At 73.2% G+C, this 18,101-nt stretch carries 16 protein-coding genes; 10 read left to right on the plus strand and 6 right to left on the minus strand.

The window, feature by feature from the left end; translation table 11 throughout:
* Window positions 1-19: 19 nt before the first annotated feature.
* The 3 genes from ACSNN7_RS01875 to ACSNN7_RS01885 form a co-directional block, all read right to left on the minus strand.
* A complete protein-coding gene (locus ACSNN7_RS01875) occupies window positions 20-940 on the minus strand; it encodes a 5'-3' exonuclease (protein ID WP_436678739.1) in 921 nt (306 codons plus the stop codon).
* A 94-nt stretch (window positions 941-1,034) separates the two neighbouring features.
* A complete protein-coding gene (locus tag ACSNN7_RS01880) occupies window positions 1,035-1,253 on the minus strand; it encodes a hypothetical protein (protein WP_436678740.1) in 219 nt (72 codons plus the stop codon).
* A gap of 95 nt (window positions 1,254-1,348) precedes the next feature.
* On the minus strand, window positions 1,349-2,611 hold the full coding sequence (locus ACSNN7_RS01885) for an MFS transporter (RefSeq protein WP_436678741.1): 1,263 nt from the start codon (window positions 2,609-2,611) through the stop codon (window positions 1,349-1,351).
* Between the two features lie 84 nt (window positions 2,612-2,695).
* On the opposite strand from ACSNN7_RS01885, the gene ACSNN7_RS01890 reads away from it, so the two are divergent.
* From ACSNN7_RS01890 to ACSNN7_RS01920, 7 genes are all read left to right on the plus strand, one after another.
* A complete protein-coding gene (locus ACSNN7_RS01890; RefSeq protein WP_436678742.1) occupies window positions 2,696-3,589 on the plus strand; it encodes a winged helix-turn-helix transcriptional regulator in 894 nt (297 codons plus the stop codon).
* A 289-nt stretch (window positions 3,590-3,878) separates the two neighbouring features.
* Window positions 3,879-8,324 (plus strand): HAMP domain-containing protein, encoded by a 4,446-nt coding sequence (locus ACSNN7_RS01895; protein ID WP_436678743.1) that lies wholly within the window; start codon window positions 3,879-3,881, stop codon window positions 8,322-8,324.
* A gap of 122 nt (window positions 8,325-8,446) precedes the next feature.
* Window positions 8,447-9,679, plus strand: coding sequence for a low temperature requirement protein A (locus tag ACSNN7_RS01900; RefSeq protein ID WP_436678745.1), 1,233 nt, complete (start codon window positions 8,447-8,449; stop codon window positions 9,677-9,679).
* A 106-nt stretch (window positions 9,680-9,785) separates the two neighbouring features.
* Window positions 9,786-10,901 carry a M24 family metallopeptidase gene (locus ACSNN7_RS01905; RefSeq protein WP_436678746.1) on the plus strand — a complete coding sequence of 372 codons (1,116 nt, stop codon included), beginning with the start codon at window positions 9,786-9,788 and terminating at the stop codon, window positions 10,899-10,901.
* Window positions 10,898-12,040 (plus strand): acyl-CoA dehydrogenase family protein, encoded by a 1,143-nt coding sequence (locus ACSNN7_RS01910; RefSeq protein ID WP_436678747.1) that lies wholly within the window; start codon window positions 10,898-10,900, stop codon window positions 12,038-12,040. The genes ACSNN7_RS01905 and ACSNN7_RS01910 overlap by 4 nt, the downstream gene beginning before the upstream one ends.
* 9 nt (window positions 12,041-12,049) lie before the next feature.
* Window positions 12,050-12,271, plus strand: a complete 222-nt coding sequence (locus tag ACSNN7_RS01915; protein ID WP_154936964.1) for a DUF433 domain-containing protein — start codon at window positions 12,050-12,052, stop codon at window positions 12,269-12,271.
* 53 nt (window positions 12,272-12,324) lie between these two features.
* Window positions 12,325-12,816: an Lrp/AsnC family transcriptional regulator gene (locus ACSNN7_RS01920; RefSeq protein ID WP_436678748.1), complete on the plus strand. Its 492-nt coding sequence runs from the start codon at window positions 12,325-12,327 to the stop codon at window positions 12,814-12,816.
* A gap of 9 nt (window positions 12,817-12,825) precedes the next feature.
* Here the strand turns inward: ACSNN7_RS01920 and ACSNN7_RS01925 are convergent, their stop codons facing one another.
* Window positions 12,826-13,392, minus strand: a complete 567-nt coding sequence (locus tag ACSNN7_RS01925; RefSeq protein WP_436678749.1) for a histidine phosphatase family protein — start codon at window positions 13,390-13,392, stop codon at window positions 12,826-12,828.
* Window positions 13,393-13,656: 264 nt separating this feature from the next.
* Between ACSNN7_RS01925 and ACSNN7_RS01930 the strand changes: the two genes are divergently transcribed.
* Both ACSNN7_RS01930 and ACSNN7_RS01935 read left to right on the plus strand, forming a co-directional pair.
* On the plus strand, window positions 13,657-13,848 hold the full coding sequence (locus ACSNN7_RS01930; RefSeq protein WP_436678750.1) for a CsbD family protein: 192 nt from the start codon (window positions 13,657-13,659) through the stop codon (window positions 13,846-13,848).
* Window positions 13,849-13,910: 62 nt separating this feature from the next.
* Window positions 13,911-14,243, plus strand: a complete 333-nt coding sequence (locus tag ACSNN7_RS01935; RefSeq protein ID WP_436678751.1) for a YnfA family protein — start codon at window positions 13,911-13,913, stop codon at window positions 14,241-14,243.
* Here the strand turns inward: ACSNN7_RS01935 and ACSNN7_RS01940 are convergent.
* Both ACSNN7_RS01940 and ACSNN7_RS01945 read right to left on the minus strand, forming a co-directional pair.
* A complete protein-coding gene (locus ACSNN7_RS01940) occupies window positions 14,221-15,384 on the minus strand; it encodes a low temperature requirement protein A (protein ID WP_436678752.1) in 1,164 nt (387 codons plus the stop codon). The genes ACSNN7_RS01935 and ACSNN7_RS01940 overlap by 23 nt on opposite strands.
* Window positions 15,385-15,487: 103 nt before the next feature.
* The gene (locus tag ACSNN7_RS01945) at window positions 15,488-16,894 is read right to left on the minus strand and encodes a KamA family radical SAM protein (RefSeq protein ID WP_436678753.1); all 1,407 of its coding nucleotides are present in this window, start codon (window positions 16,892-16,894) and stop codon (window positions 15,488-15,490) included.
* 157 nt (window positions 16,895-17,051) lie between these two features.
* Here ACSNN7_RS01945 and ACSNN7_RS01950 point away from each other — a divergent pair, with 157 nt between their 5' ends.
* Window positions 17,052-18,101, plus strand: a complete 1,050-nt coding sequence (locus ACSNN7_RS01950) for a zinc-binding alcohol dehydrogenase (protein ID WP_436678808.1) — start codon at window positions 17,052-17,054, stop codon at window positions 18,099-18,101.

Here is an 18,101-nt window from a genome sequence, read left to right on the forward strand (position 1 = left end):
GCCCGCCCCGGGCCGGTGGTCAGGGCCGGTCGGCGAGGGCGTCGACCAGCCGCCGGCACGAGCCGGCCAGGTTCCACCGCTGCGCCAGCTCCAGCAGCCGCTCCGGCTGCGCGGGCGCCGCCGGCAACGCGGTGGGCAGCTGCGGCAGCGGGACGTCCCGCGCCACCTCCACCACCTTCGGCGCGACGGCCAGATAGCCCCGCGCCGCGTCCAGCTTGGTCCGCAGGCCGGGCGCGAAGCCGGAGGCGGGGTCGTCCAGCGCGGCCAGGATGCCGGCCAGGCCGCCGTACCGGTCGATCAGCCGGGCGGCGGTCTTCTCACCCACCCCCGGCACCCCGGGCAGCCCGTCGCTGGGGTCACCGCGCAGCGCGGCGAAGTCGGCGTACCGGTCGGCGGGCACCCCGTAGCGGGCCCGGACCGCCGCGTCGTCGCAGTCGTCCAGCTTGGCCACGCCCCGGCCGATGTAGAGCAGGCGTACCCCGCGCACGTCGTCGACGAGCTGGAACAGGTCGCGGTCGCCCGAGACCACCTCCACCGGCGCGTCCTGGGTCACCGACAGCGTGCCCAGCACGTCGTCGGCCTCGTAGCCGGTCGCGCCCACCGCGGTGATGCCGATCGCCTCCAGCACGTCGAGGATCATCGGCACCTGCGGGGAGAGCGTGTCCGGCACCACCTCACCGCCCTCCGGGGCCACCCGGTGCGCCTTGTACGACGGCAGCAGCTCGACCCGCCAGGCCGGCCGCCAGTCGTGGTCGAGCGCGCAGACCATCCGGTCCGGCCGGCGGGTGCGGATCAGCTGGGCGAGCATGTCGAGGAAGCCGCGTACGGCGTTGACCGGCTGGCCGTCCTCCGTCTTCGCGGCCGACTCGGGGATGCCGAAGTAGGCGCGGAAGTAGAGACTCGGCGCGTCGATCAGCAGGATCGGGGGTCGCTGTGTCACGCCCGACAGCCTGTCACAGCACTACGACGGTGTGCAGACGGCGCGTCCCGGCGCCACGACCTGCCCGGCTCCCGGCCGACCACGGCCGGTCGGGCTACCGCTGGTCGTCGTGGCGGTAGAGCGTCTCGCGGCGGGCCGCGTACTGCAGGGCGTAGCTGGCCAGCAGCAGCACGATCGCCAGCGCCACCTCGACGCCGGCGAGGACGCCGTCGGCGACGGTGAGGCCGAACGCGAGCAGCGCCAGCCCGATCACGGTGAGGATGCCGGCCGCGATCATCCGGCGACGTCGTGCCGTTGCGCGCTCCTGCGTCACCGTCCCCACCTTCCCGCCCGTCACCTCCGCTCCAGGCTATCGGCGGCGCCGGGGAGGCGGACGACAATCCGGTGACGGCCCGGGCCGGTGCCCGTTCACCGGGCGCCCAGGACCTCCCGGCGCTCGACGTCGTCCACCCGCAGGTCGGTGAAGTCCCGCAGCCGGCGCACGGGGGACAGGAGCAGTGCCAGCGGGGCGCACACCGTGGCGGCGGCGAAGACGAAGAGGGTGGCCCGCGCGCCGACGAGACCGGCCAGGGCTCCGGCGACCACCCCGCCGACCGGAATGGCGCCCCAGGAGACGAAGCGGACCGTGGCCATCACGCGGGACAGCAGCTCCGCAGGGCTCGCCGTCTGCCGGTAGGTGCGGGTGGTCACGCTGAGCACCACCACGCCGCCGGCGAAGACCACGTTGCCGACGGCGAACGCCAGGTACGCCGGCCAGCCGACGCCGAGGGGCACGACGGACGCGCCGGCCACGGAGATCACGCAGGCCACCAGCACCGCCCGGGCGGTGCCCCACCGGCCGGTGATCCACGGGGTGAGCGCCGCGCCCACCAGCGAGCCGGCGCCCTCCACGGCGAGCAGCACCCCGACCAGCACGGCCGGGGCGTGCAGCTCCCGGACGAGGTAGAGCGGGTAGACGGCGAGCTGCGCCCCGCAGACGAAGTTCACCGCCGTGGCGGACCACATGGTCGGGCCCATGACCGGGTGCCGGGTCACGTACCGCCAGCCCTCGCCGATCATCTTGCGCACCGGGGGCCACCGGTCGGGGGCGTCCGTGCGGCGAGCGGGCAGGGAGCGCAGCAGCACCGCCGAGACGAGGTAGCTGGCCGCGTCGACCAGCATCGTCGGCACCGCACCGAGGGCCTGCACGGCGAGCCCGCCCAGCGCGGGACCGCTGAGCTGGGTGCCGGCGTGGGTGGCGGAGGTGAGGCTGTTGCGGGAGTGCAGCTGCTCGCGGCTGACGATGGCCGGCAGGAAGGTGGCGTTGGCGACGTCGAAGAGCACGTTGGCGAAGCTGACCACCAGCGCCACGACGACCAGCTGGGCGACGGTCAGCCACCCCCACCACCAGGCCAGCGGGATGGACGCCACCGCGACGGCGCGGCCCAGGTCGGCGCCGACCTGGGCGCCGCGCAGCGGCAGCCGCTGCACGATGACTCCGGCGGGCAGCCCGATGACGAGCCAGGCGACGTAGTTGGCGGCGGCGACCAGGCCCATCTCGAACGCGCTGGCATCCAGCACGGTCAGCGCGGTCAACGGCAGCGCGACCGCGCCGACCGCCGACCCGACCAGGCTGGTCGTGCCGGCGGCCCACCAGCGCCAGAACACCCCGGCCCGTTCTTCGACGGTCATGACCGTCAACCCCCGTCCCCGAACCAGTGAGTTCCAATCTGGAACGGACTATAGTCGACGCCGGACCGAGCGAGGGGGTGGCAGATGAAGCGGTCGGACCTCGCCGACGCCGACTGCGGCATCGCCCAGGCGCTCGGCGTGCTGGGTGACTGGTGGACCTTCCTGATCGTCCGTGACGTCGCCGGCGGCACCACCCGCTTCGACGCGCTCCAGCGTGAGCTGGGCGTCAGCCGCCGGGCGCTGACCGAACGGCTCGCCACCCTGGTCGAGCACGGGGTGCTGCGCCGGGAGCCCTACTCGCGCCACCCGCCGCGCTACGACTACCTGCTCACGCCGAAGGGTGAGGGCCTGCTGCCGGTGCTGGTCGCGCTGCAGGACTGGGGTACCCGGCACGTGATGGGCGACGGGGCCCTGACCGCCACCGCCGCCGCCGAGTCCGCCGAGGTCCGCCGGGTGCATCAGCTCGTCGGCCGCCGGCTGCCGCCGCTCACCCTGCCCCGGCACGACGGCGGCGGGGAGCCGCCGGCCGTGCCCGGCCGCTGGACCGTGCTCTACCTCTTCCCCGGTGCGTTCGCTCCGGGTGGGCAGGGACTTCCGCCGGACTGGGCGGACATCCCCGGCGCCGTCGGGTGCACGCTGGAGGCCCGCACGTACGCCGACCGGCACCACCTCATCCGGGCCGCCGGCGCCGAGGTACGCGGGGTGAGCACCCAGCGTCCCGACCAGCTGCGCGCCTTCGCCGAGTACGCCCGGCTGCCGTACCCGCTCCTGTCGGACCAGGACGGGCGGCTCGCGGCGGGGCTGCTCCTGCCGACGTTCCGGGCCGGCGGGACGGACCGGTTCAAGCGGCTGACCCTGCTGGTCGACCCGGACGCGGTGGTCCGCGCGGTGCAGTTCCCGGTGACCGACCCGGCCGGCTCGGTCACGGAGATGGTGGAGCTGGTCCGGCGGTGGTGCGGCCGCCCGTCGCCGCGCTGACCGGTGGGGGCCACCGCCGCGAGCCGGGGCCGGCCGGCGGCGGTTCGACGCGGGTCGGACGCGGCCGGGCAGGCCGGCCCCGGGCCCGCGCCGCCGGTGTCACGCGGGCGCAGCTCACCTGCGGGGTCGTCGGCCGCTGCGTCCGGCCCGGGCAGTGTGCATACTTGCGCGGTTGATGTTGTCGCCGGGGCGGGTTCCGCCGTGCCCGGTGACTCGGCGATGGGGGCGAGTGGTGGTCGAACAGACGGTGCCGCGGCGACGTGAGACGGCTCCGGGCACGGTTGCCCCGATGACCGATCCGGGCCTGCGACAGCTGCTGGCGGGCCTGACGGCGGTACGCGACGGCGACTTCGGCACCCGGCTGCCCGAGGACGCCGACGGGCTGCTCGGCGAGATCGCCACCGTCTTCAACGGCATGGTCGACCAGTTGTCGCTCTTCACCTCCGAGGTGACCCGGGTGGCCCGGGAGGTCGGCACGGAGGGCCAGCTGGGCGGTCAGGCCGAGGTGCCCGGCGTGTCGGGCACCTGGAAGGACCTCACCGACTCGGTCAACGCGATGGCCGGCAACCTCACCGACCAGGTCCGCGACATCGCCGAGGTCGCCACGGCGGTTGCCCGGGGCGACCTGTCGCAGAAGATCACCGTCGACGTGCGGGGCGAGATCCTCGAACTGAAGATCACCATCAACACGATGGTGGACCAGCTCTCGTCCTTCGCCGACGAGGTGACCCGGGTCGCCCGGGAGGTGGGCAGCGAGGGCCGTCTCGGCGGCCAGGCCGAGGTGCCCGGCGTCGCCGGCACCTGGCGCGACCTCACCGACTCGGTCAACTTCATGGCCGGCAACCTGACCAGCCAGGTCCGCAACATCGCCCAGGTCACCACCGCCGTGGCCCGGGGCGACCTGTCGCAGAAGATCACCGTCGACGCCCGCGGCGAGATCCTGGAGCTCAAGAGCACCATCAACACGATGGTGGACCAGCTCTCCTCCTTCGCCGACGAGGTGACCCGGGTGGCCCGGGAGGTGGGCACCGACGGGCGGCTCGGCGGCCAGGCCCAGGTCAGCGGCGTCGCCGGCACCTGGCGCGACCTCACCGACTCGGTCAACTCGATGGCCGGCAACCTCACCGACCAGGTCCGCAGCATCGCCCAGGTGGCCACGGCGGTGGCCCGCGGCGACCTGTCGCAGAAGATCACGGTCACCGCGCACGGCGAGATCCTGGAGCTCAAGAACACCATCAACACGATGGTGGACCAGCTGTCGTCCTTCGCCGACGAGGTCACCCGGGTGGCCCGGGAGGTGGGCACCGAGGGACGCCTCGGCGGCCAGGCCGACGTGAAGGGCGTCTCCGGCACCTGGAAGGACCTCACCGAGTCGGTCAACGTGATGGCCGACAACCTCACCGCCCAGGTACGCAGCATCGCGGAGGTCACCACCGCGGTCGCCAAGGGCGACCTGACGCAGAAGATCCGGGTCGACGCGCGGGGGGAGATCCTGGCGCTGAAGGAGACCATCAACACGATGGTCGACCAGCTCTCCGCGTTCGCCGACGAGGTGACCCGGGTGGCGCGCGAGGTGGGCACCGAGGGCCGCCTCGGCGGTCAGGCGCGGGTCTCCAACGTCGGCGGTACCTGGAAGGACCTCACCGACAACGTCAACGAGATGGCCAACAACCTCACCAACCAGGTGCGGTCGATCGCGCTGGTCGCCACCGCCGTCGCCCAGGGCGACCTGAGCCGGCAGATCACTGTGGAGGCCAAGGGTGAGGTGGCGGTGCTGGCCCAGACCATCAACACGATGGTCGGCACGCTGAGCGCGTTCGCCGACGAGGTGACCCGGGTGGCGCGCGAGGTGGGCACCGAGGGCCGCCTCGGCGGTCAGGCCCGGGTGCCCAACGTGGCCGGCACCTGGAAGGACCTCACCGACAACGTCAACTCGATGGCCAACAACCTCACCGGCCAGGTCCGCAACATCGCCCAGGTCACCACGGCGGTGGCGCAGGGCGACCTGACCAGGAAGATCGACGTCGACGCGCGCGGCGAGATCCTCGAACTGAAGACCACCATCAACACGATGGTCGACCAGCTCGGCAGCTTCGCCGCCGAGGTCACCCGGGTCGCCCGGGAGGTCGGCAGCGAGGGCCGCCTCGGCGGTCAGGCCGAGGTCGAGGGCGTCTCCGGCACCTGGAAGCGGCTCACTGAGAACGTCAACGAGCTGGCCGGCAACCTGACCCGCCAGGTGCGCGCGATCGCCGAGGTGACCAGCGCCGTCGCCACCGGCGACCTGACGCGGTCCATCACCGTGGACGCCCCGGGCGAGGTCGGCGAGCTGAAGGACAACATCAACTCGATGGTGGAGTCGCTGCGCGAGACCACCCGCACGAACCAGGAACAGGACTGGCTCAAGACCAACCTGGCCCGGATCTCCGGGCTGATGCAGGGCCACCGCGACCTCGAGATCGTCGCCGGTCTGGTGATGAACGAGCTGGCACCCCTGGTCTCCGCGCAGCTCGGCACGTTCCTGCTGGTGGACGACCTCGCCGAGGGCAAGACGCTGCGGGTCGTCGGCGGCTACGGCCACGACGCCGCCCGGCGCCGCTACGCCCTCGGCGACTCGCTGGTGGGCCAGGCGGCGCTGAGCAAGCGGGCCATCGTGGTGGACACCGTGCCGGCCGACTACGTGACCGTCTCCTCCAGCCTGGGGGCCGCCGCCCCGCTGCACCTGGTGGTGCTGCCGGTGCTCTTCGAGGACCAGGTGCTCGGCGTCATCGAGCTGGCCAGCATGAGCCGGTTCACCGACATCCAGCGCGACTTCCTCGACCAGCTCACCGAGACCATCGGGGTGAACGTCAACACCATCGTCGCCAACGCCCGCACCGACGTCCTGCTGACCGAGTCCCAGCGCCTCGCGGCCGAGCTGCGGACCCGGTCGGAGGAGCTGCAGGCCCGCTCCGAGGAGCTGCAGCGCTCGAACGCGGAGCTGGAGGACAAGGCGGCGCTGCTGGCTCGGCAGAACCACGACATCGAGACGAAGAACTCCGAGATCGAGCAGGCCCGCCAGGAGCTGGAGGCCCGGGCCCAGCAGCTCGCGCTCGCCTCGAAGTACAAGTCGGAGTTCCTGGCCAACATGAGCCACGAGCTGCGCACCCCGCTGAACTCGCTGCTCATCCTGGCCCAGCTGCTGGCGCAGAACCCGAACCGCAACCTGACCGGCAAGCAGGTCGAGTACGCGACGGTCATCCACTCCGCCGGCACCGACCTGTTGCAGCTGATCAACGACATCCTCGACCTGTCGAAGGTCGAGGCCGGCAAGATGGACATCAACCCGGAGACCTTCGATCTGTCGGTCCTGCGCGACTACGTCGACGCCACCTTCCGCCCGTTGACCACGCCGCGCGGGCTGGAGCTGGACATCGTCACCGGTCCGGACGTCCCCACCACCCTGCACACCGACGAGCAGCGGCTGCGCCAGGTGCTGCGCAACCTGGTCTCCAACGCGGTCAAGTTCACCGAGCGGGGCAGCGTGCAGCTGCGCATCGAGCGGGCCCGGCCGGACGAGCTGCCCGGCGGTGTCGAGCCGGCGGAGACCGTCATCGCGTTCCGGGTCACCGACACCGGCATCGGCATCGCCGAGCAGCACCTGAGCGCCATCTTCGATGCCTTCCAGCAGGCCGACGGCACCACCAGCCGCCGCTACGGGGGCACCGGCCTCGGCCTGTCCATCAGCCGGGAGATCGCCCACCTGCTGGGCGGCCGGATCACCGCGCAGAGCGTCCTGGGCAAGGGCAGCACCTTCACCCTCTACCTGCCCGCCACCGTCGTCGGACCGTACGCCACCGACCCCGCCGGCTTCGCCGGGCACCTGGCCGGGCCGGTCGAGCCGGAGGTCCACCGGCGTACCGAGCAGCGGCGCATGCTGGTGGTGGAGGGCCACGACAAGGGGCTGCTCACCATGCTGGCCCAGGGCGTCGCGGCGGGCCCGGCCGAGCACGCGGTCGACGTCTCCACCGCGGTCGACACCGCGTCGGCGATCGAGGCGCTCACCGCGCACCGGCACCACCTGCTGGTGCTGCACCTGGACATGTCCGTCGACGGCGGGACGGCGCTGCTCAAGGCGCTGGAGGACGACCCGGACCTGCGCCGGCTGCCGGTGCTGGTGTACCACGGGCAGCCGTTGGCCGCCAGCCAGGAGACCCTGCTGCAGGCCATCGCCAAGGACCGGCCCCTGGAGGTGCTGCGCAGCCTCGACGACCTGCGCGAGCGCATCGCCCTGCACCTGTCGGTGGAGAGCCCGGATCGGGTCGTACCGCTCACGCCCCCGGCTGCGGAGCCGGCGCTCGCCGGGGATCCGCTGCTCACGGCGCTGGCCGGGCGCAAGGTCCTGGTCGTCGACGACGACGCCCGCAACGTCTTCGCGCTCACCAACATCCTGGAGCTGCACGGCATCGACGTCGTCTACGCGGAGAACGGCCGCAAGGGCGTCGAGACGCTGATGCGCCACGACGACATCGACCTCGTGCTGATGGACGTGATGATGCCGGAGATGGACGGGTACGCCGCCACGGCGGCGATCCGCGCCATGCCCCGCTACGCCGACCTGCCGATCATCGCCGTCACCGCCAAGGCGATGCACGGCGACCGGGAGAAGAGCATCTCCTCGGGCGCCAGCGACTACGTCACCAAGCCGGTCGACGCCGACGACCTGCTGCACTGCATCCACCGCTGGCTGACCAGCTGACGTAGGCGGTCCGCCTCCCGGCCCGGTCGTCCGGGAGGCGGACCGTCGCCCGATCGGCCGCCCCGGCGCCGCCACCGGCCCTAGCATCGGGCTCAGCGGCAAGACGGACGGGTGGTGAGGCCGTGCGGTTCTCGACGCGCGGCCCGACCGCCCGGGTGGCGCAGGATCATCCGGCCACCACCTTCGAGATCTTCTTCGACCTCGTCTTCGTCTTCGCGCTCACCCGGATCATCGCGTTCATGGGCCAGCCGCCGACGCCGGAGTCCATGGCGCGGGGGCTGCTGCTGCTGATGCTGCTCTGGTTCTCCTGGTCGTCGTACGCCTGGTTGGGCAACCAGACGCCGGCGGACGTCGGGGCGGTCCGCGCCGGCGTCCTGGTCGCGATGGCCGCGCTCTTCGTCGCCGCCCTGGTCATGCCGGAGGCCTGGTCGTCCGGTCCGGGTCTGGACGCGCCGCTGCTGCTGGCGCTGGCCTATGTGCTGCTGCGGGTGGTGCACCTGGTGCTCTACTACTGGTCGGCGGCGGCGACGCCGGGCCTGCGGGCCCGCATCCGGGCCTTCGCGGCGGCCAGTGCCGTCGGCTGGGTGCCGCTGGTGCTCGGCGCGGTGCTCGGCGGTACGGCGCAGTCGGTGCTCTGGGTGCTGGCCTTCGCGATGGAGGTCGGCGGGCAGCGGGTGGCCCACGCCTTCCGGGGCGGCTGGCCGCTGCGCGGCCCGCACCACTTCACCGAACGCCACGGCCTCGTGATGATCATCGCGTTGGGCGAGTCGCTGGTCGCGGCCGGCGTCGGCGCCGGGTCGGCCGTGACGCGGCCGCCGGTCCTGGGCGTCGCGCTGATCGGGCTCGCGGTGGCCGCGTGCCTGTGGTGGCTGTACTTCGACCACGTCGCACCCGCCGCCAGGCGGAGCCTGGACCTGTCGACGGGGGACCGCCGGGACCGGATCGCCAGCGACGCCTACAGCCTCTCGCACCTGTTGCTGGTCGTCGGCGTCATCTACGTCGCGCTCGGCGTCGAGGAGGTGTTGACGCTCGTCGCCGGCGGGCACGGCCCGGCACCGGCGGGCGAGCACGGCATGGCGTCGGCGGGCGAGCACGGCCCGGCACCGGCCCACGAGTCGATGAGCTGGCCCGGGGTCATCGCCCTGTACGGCGGGGCGGCGCTCTTCCTGGCCGGGCGGCTGCTGTTCCGGTGGTTCTCGGTGCGTGCCCCGCGCCGGACCCAGGCGGCCCTGGTCGGGCTGATCCTGGTGCTGCTGCCGGTCGGCCGGGCCCTGCCCGCGGCGGCGGCGCTCGGCCTGCTCGCCGTGGCCCTCCTGGTGATCGCCGTCCAGGAGCGGCTGCGCCGCACCGGCTGAGCGCGCCGCCGCCAGACCGGGGCCGCGAGCCACGGCCACCGCCTTGCGGTGCCCTGCCAGGGTGACCGACTCCCGGGACCGCCCAAACGACCGTTAAGCTGACGGGGTGGGAACCGACGAGCTGTATCCGCCCGACCGGCTGGCCGCCGCGCGCCGCGCCACCGCCGCCGCCGGCCTGGACGCGCTGCTGCTCACCCCCGGCTCCGACCTGCGCTACCTGACCGGCTACGACGCGCACGCGGGGGAGCGGCTGACCTGCCTGGTGCTGCCCGCCGAGGGGGAGCCGACCCTGATCGTCCCCGCCCTGGAACGCCCGGCCGCCGAGGCGTCCCCGGCGCCGGCCACCGGAGTGCGCATCGTCGACCACGCCGACGGCACCGACCCGTACCCCCTGGTCACCGCCGCCCTCGGCGGACCGGTCGCGGCGGTCGGGCTGGCCGACCGGATGTGGGCCGAGCAGGTCCTCGCGCTGCGCGCCGCGCTGCCGGGGGCCACCCAGCGGCTGGCCGGCGAGGTCCTGCGCGAGCTGCGGATCCGCAAGTCACCGGCCGAGGTGGCCGCCCTGGCGGAGGCGGGTGCGGCGATCGACGCGGTGCACGCCCGCATGGGCCAGTGGCTGCGCCCGGGGCGGACCGAGGCCGAGGTGGCCGCCGACATCGCCGCGGCCATCCGCGCCGCCGGTCACACGACGGTGGACTTCGTCATCGTCGCCGCCGGCCCGAACGGCGCGAGCCCGCACCACGGCACCTCCGACCGCCCGATCGGCGCGGGCGAGCCGGTCGTCGTCGACATCGGCGGCACCATGCCGTCGGGCTACTGCTCCGACTCGACCCGCACCTACCTCGCCGGCGGGCGTGCCCCGGCCGAGTTCACCGAGTACTTCCAGGTGCTGCACGACGCGTACCGCGCCGCGGTGGCCGCCGTCGCGCCCGGCGTCACCGCCGAGGCGGTCGACGCCGCCGCCCGCGAGCCGATCACCGCCGCCGGGTACGGCGCCGCCTTCCTGCACCGCACGGGCCACGGCATCGGCCTGGACGGGCACGAGGAGCCGTACGTCGTCGCGGGCAACTCCCGGCCGTTGGAGCCCGGCATGGCCTTCTCCATCGAACCCGGCATCTACCTCGCGGGCCGGCACGGCGCCCGCATCGAGGACATCGTCGTCTGCACGACGGACGGCGTGCACCGGCTCAACACCACCCCCACGGAGCTCATCGCGCTATGACTGTCGACCGGATCCTCCCCACCGACGAGGCCCACGACCTGCTCGACCTCGCCACCGACCTCGCCGACCGCGAGCTGGCCCCCCGGGCCGCCGGCTTCGAGGAGCGCGCCGAGTTCCCCCGGGAGGTGCTGCGCACCCTGGGCCGGGCCGGCCTGCTCGGCCTGCCCTACGCCGAGGAGCACGGCGGCGCCGCCCAGCCGTACGAGGTCTACCTGCAGGTGCTGGAGATCCTGGCCGGCCGCTGGCTCGCCGTGGCCGAGGCGGTCAGCGTGCACACGCTGTCCTGCTACCCGGTGGCCCAGTTCGGCACCGATGCCCAGCGCAAGCTGCTGCCCGACATGATCGGCGGGGAACTGCTCGGGGCGTACTGCCTCTCGGAGCCGCAGGGTGGCTCGGACGCCGCGGCGCTGACCACGAAGGCCGTCCGCGACGGCGACTCCTACGTGGTCACCGGCACCAAGGCCTGGATCACCCACGCCCGGATCGCCGACTTCTACAACATCTTCTGCCGCACCGGCGGGCCCGGCCCGAAGGGCATCTCCTGCCTGCTCGCCGACCGGGGCACGCCGGGCATCCTGCCGCAGGCCGCCGAGCGCACGATGGGGCTGCACGCCTCTCCGGTGGCCCAGATCGCCTTCGACGACGCGCGGGTACCCGCCGACCGGCTGATCGGCGGCGAGGGGGCGGGCTTCCGCATCGCCATGTCCGCCCTGGACTCCGGCCGGCTCGGCATCGCCGCCTGCGCGGTCGGCCTGGCCCAGGCCGCGCTGGACTACGCGGTCGGCTACGCCAAGGAGCGCCGGCAGTTCGGCCAGGCGATCATCGACTTCCAGGGGCTCGGCTTCAACCTGGCCGACCTGGCCACGCAGATCTCCGCCGCCCGGGCGCTGATGCTCTCCGCCGCCCGGCTGCGCGACGCCGGCCGTCCGTACTCGATCGAGGCGGCGAAGGCGAAGCTCTTCGCCACCGACGTGGCGATGCGGGTGACCACCGACGCGGTGCAGGTGCTCGGCGGCGCCGGCTACGTCGCCGACCACCCGGTCGAGCGGTACATGCGGGAGGCGAAGGTGCTGCAGATCGTCGAGGGCACCAACCAGATCCAGCGGCTGGTCATCTCCCGGGCCCTCGCCAAGGGCTAGCCTGTCCCGGTGACCTTCCCCCGGATCACCGTCGACCCCGAGGTGATGGGCGGCGCGCCCTGCGTGCGGCAGTCCCGGATCCCGGTGGCCACCCTGCTGGCGATGATGGCGGAGGGGATGTCGGTCACCGACATCCTCACCGACCTGCCCTTCCTCGACGAGGAGGATATGGCGGAGGTGCTGAACTACGCGGCCGATGCGGTGCGCGACCGGACGGCCCGCCCAGCGTGACCGCGGCCGGCCGGTCGTCGCACCAGGCCCCCGCACCCGGTAGGTTGCACGCCGTGGAGGAGATCGACCGCGCCATCGTCGCCGCACTGACCGCTGACGGTCGGCTGTCGTACACGGATCTGGCGGAGAAGGTGGGGCTGTCGGTCTCCGCGGTGCACCAGCGGGTCCGCCGGCTGGAGCAGCGGGGAGTGATCAACGGGTACGCGGCCCGGGTGTCCTTCGAGGCGCTGGACCTGCCGCTGACGGCGTTCGTGGCGATCCGCCCGTTCGACCCGTCGCAGCCGGACGACGCGCCGGAGCGGCTGGCCCACCTGCCCGAGATCGACTCCTGCTACTCGGTCGCGGGGGAGGACTTCTACCTGCTGCTGGTGCGGGTGGCCGGCCCGGCCGACCTGGAGCGGGTGCTCCAGGAGATCCGCACCGCGGCAAACGTCACCACCCGCACCACGGTGGTGCTCTCCACCCCGTACGAGGGGCGGCCGCCGAAGATCGACCTTGACCCGCGGACCCGGGCGCGGTCCCGGGCCAACGGCGAGCCGGGCTGAGCGGGCCGGTCAGGCGCCGTTCCAGCGGAGGATGACCTGCCGGCCGTGCTCGTGCCCGAGCACGCTGACGGTGGCGGTGTCCAGTCGCAGCTTGCCGCCGCCGGACGGGGGCAGCCCGATCCAGCGTGCGCCGACGACGCGCAGCTGGTGCGCGTGGCCGACCAGCGCGACGCTGCCCTGCTCGAGCAGGGGAGTGACCCGGGCGAGCAGCCGGTCGACCCGCTCGCCGACCTGTTCGGGCGTCTCGCCGCCGGGGCAGCCGTCGGTCCAGATGTTCCAGTGCGGCCGTTCCTGGTGGATCTCCACCGTGGTGCGGCCCTCGTACTCGCCGTAGTTCCACTCGACGAGGTCCTCGTCCACCTCGTCCACGGTGAGACCGGCGAGCTGCGCGGTGACCCGCGCCCGCGTGCGGGGGCTGGACAGCACCCGGGCGAACTGCCGGCCGACCAGCACCCCGCCGAGGGCGCGGGACTGCCGCTCGCCGTCGGGGGTCAGCTCCAGATCGGTGTACGAGGTGTGCTGGCGGCTCGCGCTCCAGGCGGTCTCGCCGTGCCGGACGAGGAGGATCTCGCTCATGCTCCCAGTCAACCAGCACCGGCCGGTGCCGGCTCGGCGGAACCGAACCACCTATTGTCCTAGGACGCGCCAGAGGGTGTGCCCCGTCGCCCCTACCCAGCCACCTCAAGATAGTGTCCTAGGATGCCTTACAGGGTGTGCGCCGCCGCACGCACAGACGGGCAAGGCGCCAGAACGAGCCGTTTGAGCGCGCGACGGCCGGGGAGGCACCGGGAGAGCGGGGCGGTTCCGTCCGCTCTCACCGCCGGAGCAGCAGGAGGCGAGATGAGCTTCACGGAGAAGGTGAACAACAAAGCCCAGCAGCTCGCCGGCGTCGCGAAGGAGCGGATCGGCGACGTCACCGACAACGAGCGGTTGCGGGGCGAGGGCGCCGTCGACCAGAGCACCGCCCGGGCGCGGCAGACGGGCGGGGAACCCCGGGACGCCGGTCGCCGGGCCCGCGACACGTTCCACTGACCCGGGCTCGTGCCGAGCGGTCCCCGGGCACCCGCGGGGGACCGCTCGGCTAGCGTTGCGGCGTGACGGTCGCCCGCTCCCTGCTGCTGTTCGCCCTGGCGGCGCTCGCCGAGATCGGCGGCGCCTGGCTGGTGTGGCAGGGCTGGCGGGAGCACCGGGGCCTGTGGTGGATCGCGGCCGGGGTGATCGCGCTGGGCTGTTACGGCTTCGTGGCCACCTTCCAGCCGGATCCGCACTTCGGCCGGATCCTGGCCGCGTACGGCGGCGTGTTCGTGGCGGGGTCGCTGGTGTGGGCGATGGTGGTGGACGGCTTCCGGCCGGACCGCTGGGACCTGGCCGGGGCGGCGATCTGCCTGGTCGGCGTCGCGGTGATCATGTACGCCCCTCGCGGCTGACGCCCGTGACCGCCGCCATGTCGTGACGGCGGCGGTCGGCCACCAGCATCACGGTGAGCAGGGCGGTCACCACGGCCAGGTGCAGCACGGCGTTCAGCGCGGCACCGATCGGGGTGCTGAGCAGGATCAGGACGGCGACGGCGAGACGGTCGGCCAGCCGGCCGATGCCGAAGACGCGACGCGCGTCGGCCATGGCGGCGAGGAAAAGCGCCGGGCCGCCGGCGAGGGCGAGCGCGGCCGGCCACCCCGAGGGTTCGTCGGGGTGGGCGACGACGGCGTGCAGCCCGGTGGCGGTGAGGACGACGCCGAGCAGCAGCACGAAGTGCCCGAAGACGTAGACGTGGGCGGTGAGCCGGGCGCGGGTGGCGGCATCGGCCTCGGCGAGGGCGTGCTCGGTGGTCGGGGTGTCGGTGAAGTACGTCCACCAGAGGGCGGCGGGCAGGGCGAGGGCCAGCACGACGGCGCCGGCGGTGCCGGGACCGAGGTGGTCGAGGGGTACGCCCGCGCCGATGGCGATGACGGTTTCGCCCAGGGCCACGATGAGCAGCAGTCCGTGCCGTTCGACGAAGTAGGCGGCGCCGATCCGGAAGCTCGCCGCCACGCCGATCCAGGAGTGGCGGGGGATCAGGTAGGGCAGGACGCTCTGGGTGAACACGGCCGCGATCCAGAGGGCGGTCACGGCGGGGCCGGTGAGCAGGCCGGCGGCGAGGACCAGGGCGGCGGCGCCGAGGTTGTAGGGGGCGAGTCGGCGGACGCCGGCGCGGGCGGTGCTGCGGGCGAACAGGGTGAGGTGGACGGTGACGACGATCAGGTAGCCGAACCCGAAGAGCAGGCCGCTGCCGGTGAGGGCGTCGGGGAGCGTGACGGCGGTGAGCAGGAAGCCGGCCATGCCGGCGAAGAGCAGGAGTTTGCGGGCGGGCCGGCGGGGCGGCACGTGGTTGGTGAGCCAGGCGTAGCCGGTGTAGAGGTACCAGAGCAGTCCGAAGATCAGGACGGTGCGGCCCAGGCCGGTCCAGTCCAGGTCGGTCTCGAGCAGTTGCGCCAGCTGGGTGATGGTGAGGACGAAGACGACGTCGAAGAAGAGTTCGACGGGGGTGACCCGGTCGGCGGTCTCGGAACGGTCGGCTGGTGGAGGCCGCATGTCGTGACGCTAGCGCCGGTCAGGCGGGCCGGGGAGCAAAGTCGCCACCCCCGCCGGCCGAGGTGGCCGGGCGGGGGTGGCTCGATGGTGCCGGTGGTGCGGGTCAGTCGTCGCGGTGCGCGGCCCACCACTGCCGGCCGGTCTCGGGCAGGGTGTCGATCGGGTCGTAGTAGGCGTAGCGCTTGTTGAGCGCCTCCAGGTCGGCCGACTCGATCGAGGTGCGGTAGTTCTTGGTCCAGTACGAGATGCCGCGGTCGCGGTCGTACTCGGTGAGCATGTGCACCCAGCGCTTGCCGACGAAGGGGACGTCGCAGACGATCCGCGGGGTGGCGTAGCCGGGCAGGTAGCCCATGATGTCGTGCTGGAGCTGCTGGGCGTGCCAGACGGGGACCCGCCAGTGCTCGGCGTTGGGGATCATGTCGCACATGTAGAAGTAGTACGGCAGGATGCCGGCCTCACCCTGCAGGGCGAAGCAGAGGTCGAGCAGGTCGGGGGCGGTGGCGTTGACGCCGCGCATGAGCACGCCCTGGTTGCGGACGTCGCGGACGCCGACGTCGAGGGCCGTCTGGGCGGCCTTGGCGACCAGCGGGGTGAGCGACTGGGCGTGGTTGACGTGGGTGTGGATGGCCAGGTTGACGCCGCGCCGGGCGGCGGTGCGGGCGACCCGCTCCAGGCCTTCGACGACGTCGTGCTGCAGCCAGTGCTGGGGCAGGCCCATGAGGGCCTTGGTGGCGAGCCGGATGTCGCGGACGGTCTCCAGTTCCAGCAGCCGCATGAGGTACGACTCGAGGTTGCGCCACGGGACGTTGGCCACGTCGCCGCCGGAGACGACGACGTCGCGGACGCCGGGGTGCGCCTTGAGGTAGGCGATGTGGGCGTCGTAGCGGTCGACGGGCTTGAGGGTGAGCTTGAGCTTGTCGACGGCGGGGGTGGAGTTGCCGACCAGATCCATCCGGGTGCAGTGGCCGCAGTACTGCGGGCAGGTGGAGAGCAGCTCGGCGAGGACCTTGGTGGGGTAGCGGTGGGTGAGGCCCTCGGCGACCCACATGTCGTGCTCGTGCAGGGAGTCGCGGCTGGCGTAGGGGTGCGACGGCCAGTCGGTGCGCCGGTCGGAGGCGACGGGGATCATGTAGCGCCGCACCGAGTCGGCGAGGAACGCCTCGGTGGTCATCGGGGCGAACGGGACCATGGTGTTGAGCATCTGCGGCGGCACCAGCATGGACATGGTGGCCAGGGCGCTCTGGTCGGCGGCGAGGTCGTCGTAGAAGGTCTCGTCGACGAGGTCACCGAGGACGGTGCGCAGCTGCTTGATGTTCTTGACGCAGTTGACGCGCTGCCACTGGGCGTTCTCCCACTGCTCGCGGGTGACGTTGCGCCAGCCGGGGAAGCGGGTCCAGTCGGGTTCGACCAGGGGGCTGCGGCGGTATTCGTACGGCTGCCCGGCGGTCGGCGTCGCGACCGGGGCGTGACGGGGTCGAGGGATGGTCTCAACCGGTTGGGTCTGGGTCACGGCCCCTCCTCGGTGCGTGGTGGTGCAGATGATCAGCGGCCCGTAGGCTACTGGAAAATATCCGGTGAAGAAATTAGTCTGCCGGAAGTTTTCCCGCGATGCGAGCCCTGGCCGGGGCTTCACGCGGCTGACAGGGGAGGTCGGCGTGACGTCACCGGTGGGTCTGCACCGCGTTGTGGAACCGGCGGGGGTGCTTCCGCAGGCGGCGTGGCGGCTGGACGCCGACCCGCGGATCGCGCCGAACGAGGTGCGGATCCGGGTCGAGCGGCTGAACCTGGACGCGGCGAGCTTCCGGCAGTTGTCGGAGAAGCACGGCGGCGACGGGGAGAAGGTCCGCGCCGAGGTGCTGGAGATCGTCGCCGCCCGGGGCAAGATGCAGAACCCGGTGACCGGGTCGGGCGGCATGCTGATCGGCACGGTCGAGGAGGTGGGCCGGCGCTCCCCGCTTCAGCTGAAGCCCGGTGACCGGGTGGCGACGCTGGTGTCGCTGACGCTGACCCCGCTGACGATCCTCGACGGGCTGGCCCGCTGGGACGGGCGCAGCGAGCAGGTGCCGTGCGACGGGTACGCGATGCTGTTCGCCCGGTCGATCGCGGCGGTGCTGCCGGCGGACCTGCACCCGGAGCTGTCCCTGGCGGTGCTGGACGTGTGCGGGGCGCCGGCGCTGACCGCGCGGGTCGTCGCGGAGCACGTGGCGCGCAGGCAGCGCGAGAACGACCCGACGCCGGTGACGGTGGCGGTGATCGGTGGCGCGGGCAAGAGCGGGTCGCTGTCGCTGGCGGCGGCCCGGCGGGCGGGCGCGAGTCGTACGGTCGGGGTGGTGCCGGTGGCGGCGGAGCGGGACGCGCTGACCGCGGCGGGGCTGGCGTCGGTGGTGGCGTTGGCCGACGCCCGGGATCCGGTGGCGGTGTCGGCGGCGGTGACCTCGGCGCTGGGGGTGCCGGCGGACGTGACGGTGGTCTGCGTGGACGTGCCGGGTTGCGAGCACGGTGCGGTGCTGGCCACGGCGGACGGCGGCACGGTGATCTTCTTCTCGATGGCGACGAGTTTTGCGGCGGCGGCGCTGGGTGCGGAGGGTCTGGCGGCCGACGTGACGATGCTGGTGGGCAACGGGTACGTGCCTGGTCACGCGGAGCTGGCGTTGGGTCTGCTGCGCTCGGAGCCGGGGGTCCGCGCTCTGTTCGAGTCCCGGTTGGCGGCAGACTGA

Origin of the sequence: Micromonospora sp. URMC 105 (assembly GCF_051386295.1) — a bacterium.
Classification (GTDB): Bacteria; Actinomycetota; Actinomycetes; order Mycobacteriales; family Micromonosporaceae; genus Micromonospora.